Origin of the sequence: Vogesella mureinivorans, from assembly GCF_007644035.1 — a bacterium.
Taxonomy (GTDB): domain Bacteria; phylum Pseudomonadota; class Gammaproteobacteria; order Burkholderiales; family Chromobacteriaceae; genus Vogesella; species Vogesella mureinivorans.
Map to the genome: position 1 here is coordinate 1 of NZ_VMTV02000886.1, position 363 is coordinate 363.

General features: G+C 51.8%; 1 protein-coding gene. It reads left to right on the top strand.

Annotated elements, in window-relative coordinates:
- On the top strand, positions 1-363 hold a 363-nt coding region (locus FLQ44_RS20100), incomplete at both ends, for a type IV secretion system protein (RefSeq protein WP_240801355.1).

The window sequence follows — 363 nt, forward strand, 5'->3', positions numbered from 1 at the left end:
TCGCCTTGTGTCTCTTTCACGTCCCGGCTCAGGCCGGTATTCCCGTTTTTGATGAAGTAGCCAACGCCAGCAACATCCAGCAGTGGGCGGAGAAGCTCCAGCAGTGGCAGCAGACGGTTCAACATTATCAGTCGCAGATGAACGCTTATAAACAACAGCTGGCAACGGCCACCGGTATTCGGGACGTCCAGGCATTCCTGAATCAGGCAAAAAACCTGACGGCTGACATTAAAAATCTGAAAAACAGGGGGATTTCCTTAAACGATCTGTTAACCGGCTCAGGCGGGTCTTATGCTGGGGAACTAAACAGGCTGTATGACAAATACAAACTGTTCGACAACTGCCCGGAGAACGCCAGCGAGG